Source organism: Mycobacterium sp. (assembly GCF_052145595.1).
Taxonomy (GTDB): domain Bacteria; phylum Actinomycetota; class Actinomycetes; order Mycobacteriales; family Mycobacteriaceae; genus Mycobacterium.
Genome location: NZ_JBKQOI010000361.1, coordinates 1 through 3,459, shown reverse-complemented (window position 1 = coordinate 3,459; position 3,459 = coordinate 1). Strand labels below are relative to the sequence as shown.

The 3,459-nt window shown below is 61.4% G+C and carries 4 protein-coding genes; all 4 read right to left on the bottom strand.

Annotated features, from left to right (window positions below):
• Positions 1 to 428 precede the first annotated feature (428 nt).
• On the bottom strand, positions 429 to 1,292 hold the full coding sequence (locus ACLP4W_RS29580; RefSeq protein WP_442391073.1) for a protein NO VEIN domain-containing protein: 864 nt from the start codon (positions 1,290 to 1,292) through the stop codon (positions 429 to 431).
• A gap of 79 nt (positions 1,293 to 1,371) precedes the next feature.
• Positions 1,372 to 1,503 carry a hypothetical protein gene (locus ACLP4W_RS29575; RefSeq protein WP_442391071.1) on the bottom strand — a complete coding sequence of 44 codons (132 nt, stop codon included), beginning with the start codon at positions 1,501 to 1,503 and terminating at the stop codon, positions 1,372 to 1,374.
• A 32-nt stretch (positions 1,504 to 1,535) separates the two neighbouring features.
• Positions 1,536 to 1,850: a hypothetical protein gene (locus tag ACLP4W_RS29570; RefSeq protein ID WP_442391069.1), complete on the bottom strand. Its 315-nt coding sequence runs from the start codon at positions 1,848 to 1,850 to the stop codon at positions 1,536 to 1,538.
• 509 nt (positions 1,851 to 2,359) lie between these two features.
• Positions 2,360 to 2,671 carry a hypothetical protein gene (locus ACLP4W_RS29565; protein WP_442391067.1) on the bottom strand — a complete coding sequence of 104 codons (312 nt, stop codon included), beginning with the start codon at positions 2,669 to 2,671 and terminating at the stop codon, positions 2,360 to 2,362.
• Positions 2,672 to 3,459 lie beyond the last annotated feature (788 nt).

Genomic DNA, 3,459 nt, shown 5'->3' with positions numbered 1-3,459 from the left:
GCTGGGAGTCCGGAGTAAAGACTGAGCCTGGGATCGCGTTCGGCACCGCGAATTGTTTGCTTTGAGCACGTCTGACAGCGTCGTTTACTCGGGTGATCCCGCCGGGCTCCACCGCCGGATAAGGGCTAGGAGGACGGAGGTTGGCAATGGATGTGATGGTAAGCAGGTGTGCTGGTATCGATATCGGCAAGGCGGAAGTTGTTGCATGCCTGCGTATTCCAGGGTCGCGCGGCAAGCGGGTGTCGCGCGTGCAGACGTTTGCGGCGGTCGCAATGTAGGTCTGGACGATCGCAGCGGAAGTCATCCCCCGATTTACATCGCAATTTCGGCGAACCGAAGCATCCGGGTGTGGTCGAGCGGCGTCAGCTTGCAGCGCACGCCCGTCAAGCAGGCCTACCACTACCGCCCTCACCGACGACAACTGAGTGTTATAACCCTGGCTGATCCGGCGGCGACCATTCGTAGCTCAGCGGGATGAGGTCGTCATCGTTCGGGCCGAACGGGATGATGTTGAACCAGCCGGACAGTGGGTCAACCTCGTCGTTGCTGTCGAATTCGATTCCTGCCCAGATGCCCATCATGCACCGTCCGCTGTTGGCCCGGGCGTAGTCCACCTCGCTGCGCGTAACGCGAACTTTGCGGCCATCCGACCGAGTACCTTTGGCCTCCAGATAGAGAAGGTCGGCGCCTTTCTGGGCAACAGCGTCGAATGGGTTGCCGTACCGGGTGTCGGTGACCGTCCAACCCTCATCGCGGTAGTACTCCATCAGCAGGTTCTGTGCGGCGTTCTCGATCTTCTTTCGGCGTGCCGCATCCATCAGCATGGCTTGCCCAAAGCTCGCGCCGGTGTCGTTCTGGGCGATACTCGCGAGATGGTTAGACCACAGCTCCTCCAGCTCGCCGACCTGCTTTCCCCTTATGAAGGTTCCGCTCATCTGGAGACGGTCCCAGTTCGTTTCAGAAAGCTGTCGCTTCAGCAGATCTGTCGGAAGCGCGTCCTCGACGGCGACAAGGCGTTCCAACAGAACGTCTACGTAGTTGGCTAATCCTCCCGATCCGTCCCAATCCAGATCTTGGTAGATTTCACTCACGACGGTTCCGCTGGCGACGATTCCCCTTCCCTGGGTTCCCTGCCGCAGCATGAACACCCGGTCACCGCGAGATACGCCCCCAATCCTGCCGCCGGTAGACCAGTCCATGATCACACCCTCACGCTGTGCAGTCCGTTCGACGAAATCGAGGTATTCGTTTTCATTCCAACGGTATTTCTGAGGGTTCCAGGTCAGGATCATGGCGTGCCGACCCTCAGTGTCCCCAAATTTCGCAGACGTGTTATTTGGCTGCATTGTCTTACTCCATTGTCAGTGAACACTATTGACAATCAGGCACCCCGGCGAAGGTCTCGGCCACCGTCCGCCACTCCGTAGCCACCCCGCACCGGTGCCCCAGGTCCAGGGCGGCCAGGACGTCGAGCAGCATGGCGGTCTTCTCGTTATCGGGCATACGTCGACCTCAACACTTACCCCCTGTGGGGGTTAACGGGGCGCAGCAACGATGGGTCGCCGGTCGGCGTCATCGGGTTGATTGCGACCGGCTTTGTTCTCCTGCATCTGAGCCGCGCCCGACAGGTAGGGGTTGGTGGCCCTTTGCACGTTGGCAAGCAATACAACACAGCCGAATGCGACGATGCCGAGAATCAGCAGTGGCCACAGCGCACCAACCAGGACAGCAAGTGATGCGCGAATAAGCAGGCGCGGCGTGAGTTGATGGCAGAACCTTTTGCAGACAAAGGCGACGACCATGGTGATCCCCGACGCGCACAGGTATGCATTGATCAGCAACGTGATCACCCCTTCATGTCGGTGCCACACGAGTCTGTCCCTCAACGGCAGCAATTAGAGGTCAGCAGCGCGGGAGGTCTCTCAAACGAGATCAACTCGTAAACCGGCCTATACCCGTACCCAGCCTGCGTCATCACGCGCCGACATGCAGGCGCGTAGTTATCTGGGGCGGCATTGCCGCGATGTGCGAGCTGGGAGGGGGTTGGGTGTGACATTCTGCGGGGGTGTCCGCTGATCTGGCGGTGCCGCGGTTCGGGGGCGACTACCGTCGCAGCTGACGAGCACGTCATCTGTGGACAGGAGGTCGCCATGTCGCCGGACGACACCGCGCCGCCCTCGGCAGTCCGTTGGGCCAGGAGGTTCGCGCTGCGCTACTGGATGGCGCTCATCCTCGTCGCATTGGCGGCAGTCTAAGTCAGTCACTCCTGACGGACATCTGGCCATCGGGACCGAAGTCGGCATAGGCCGCGTGGTAGACGGCATCCTCGTAGTTGGCCGTCACGAAAGTGCCATGGCGCTTATAACCGTAGGTGGCCTGGGTGGCCGGTCGTCCCATGGGCATCGGCCCTCGGGTGAGCGCCCGGGTCAAGCAGGGTGCCCACGGCGAACGCATGCACGTTACGCTGGCCAGTTTCTAGCGCCCGCTGTCGCTGGGCCTCGCTGACACGGAACTCGACGTCGGCCAGTCGCAGCTCGTCGGCGTGGGCCACGACCCGGTCCCGCATCTTGCCCTTCGCGGCCATGATCGACCAGCCGCCAGTGCGCAGATTCCGGTGAATCTTCACCAAATCGCCGGGCCGGACTTCCCGGCCCTTGTATGGAGTGATCACTCCAATACCTCCTGCTTGGGCTCGACGCCGTCGGCAGCTAAGACGTCGTAGGGATGCAGTGAGCCCGTCGGGGTGGTACTCAACAGCCAGTCTGGCGCACCCAGTCGGGGGCATAGTAGTCGTTGTCGGGCTCGATCGTATCGTGCAGTTCGTGGTCAATGCCACTGGTTAGGCATGCTAGCGGTTTTGTTGAAAACGCAAAGACTTGCACGCCGGACAAGCCCCGAAATGTGACGGCACGCGCCTGATGCGGGCGTGGCTCGGCATCCCAGGACCACGATCGGGCTGGTCACGAAATCGGCCCCCGCCGGAGGACGGTCCCCGTAGCCGACGGGTCGATGCTCGTCACCAAATCCGCAAGCTGAATCGAGGCCACGATGACTGACGAACCACGGGGACTCGGATGGTGGCAAGCGTCGGACCTCAAGTGATACCCACCGGAGAAGCGCTCCAGGGGCTCGGTGCCACACGTCCGGCACGCTGCTACGGCCGTCATCCGACCCTCCGCCGATCCGGGCCCCCAGCGTTTCCAGGGTGCTCTAAGAATAGGCGGTTGGGACCATTCCGCGACTAGCCCTCGGCGTTCACAGTGATTTCGACACAGAGTTTTGAGAGCCTCGTATCTCGTCGTTTTCGAGACAGGTGGATAGAGGGATTTCTACCCGCTGAGGGTGCCCCCATCAGCTTCCAGAGCTGGTTGCGACAGAGCTACGGCGAAGCGGTACACCTTCCGTCGACCAGCTGTACTGCTGCAAGCAGCCGCAGCTCGGCGTCGGACAGTCAACCGA

Excerpts from the sequence above, each read along its gene's own strand:
- ACLP4W_RS29580 (WP_442391073.1), bottom strand. The coding sequence starts at position 1,292 with ATGATCCTGACCTGGAACCCTCAGAAATACCGTTGGAATGAAAACGAA.
- ACLP4W_RS29575 (WP_442391071.1), bottom strand. The coding sequence starts at position 1,503 with ATGCCCGATAACGAGAAGACCGCCATGCTGCTCGACGTCCTGGCCGCC.